Annotated in this window: 1 pseudogene; it reads left to right on the plus strand. The window is 46.1% G+C overall.

The annotated features are described in order from the left end of the window. Positions 1 to 60: 60 nt before the first annotated feature. Positions 61 to 243, plus strand: a pseudogene (locus tag SB822_RS60085) (MFS transporter); the annotation flags it as partial.

Raw genomic sequence — 243 nt, forward strand, 5'->3', positions numbered from 1 at the left:
CTGATGTTTACAAAGAATGCATATGGTGAAAGCTTTCGCTCATTTTACACGTTCTATCTTATGGACAAATTCGGATTGTCCATTCCTTCTGCCCAGATGATGCTTTTTATCTTTCTTATGTCCTCTGCGGCAGGAGCATTGATCGGTGGCATCGTGGGAGATCGGATAGGCCGCTACAAGATCATCTGGATTTCCGTGCTGGGGCCCTTGCCACTGACATTGATGCTTCCCTATGTCGATCTT

The organism is Paraburkholderia sp. SIMBA_054, assembly GCF_046534875.1.
Taxonomy (GTDB): domain Bacteria; phylum Pseudomonadota; class Gammaproteobacteria; order Burkholderiales; family Burkholderiaceae; genus Paraburkholderia; species Paraburkholderia hospita.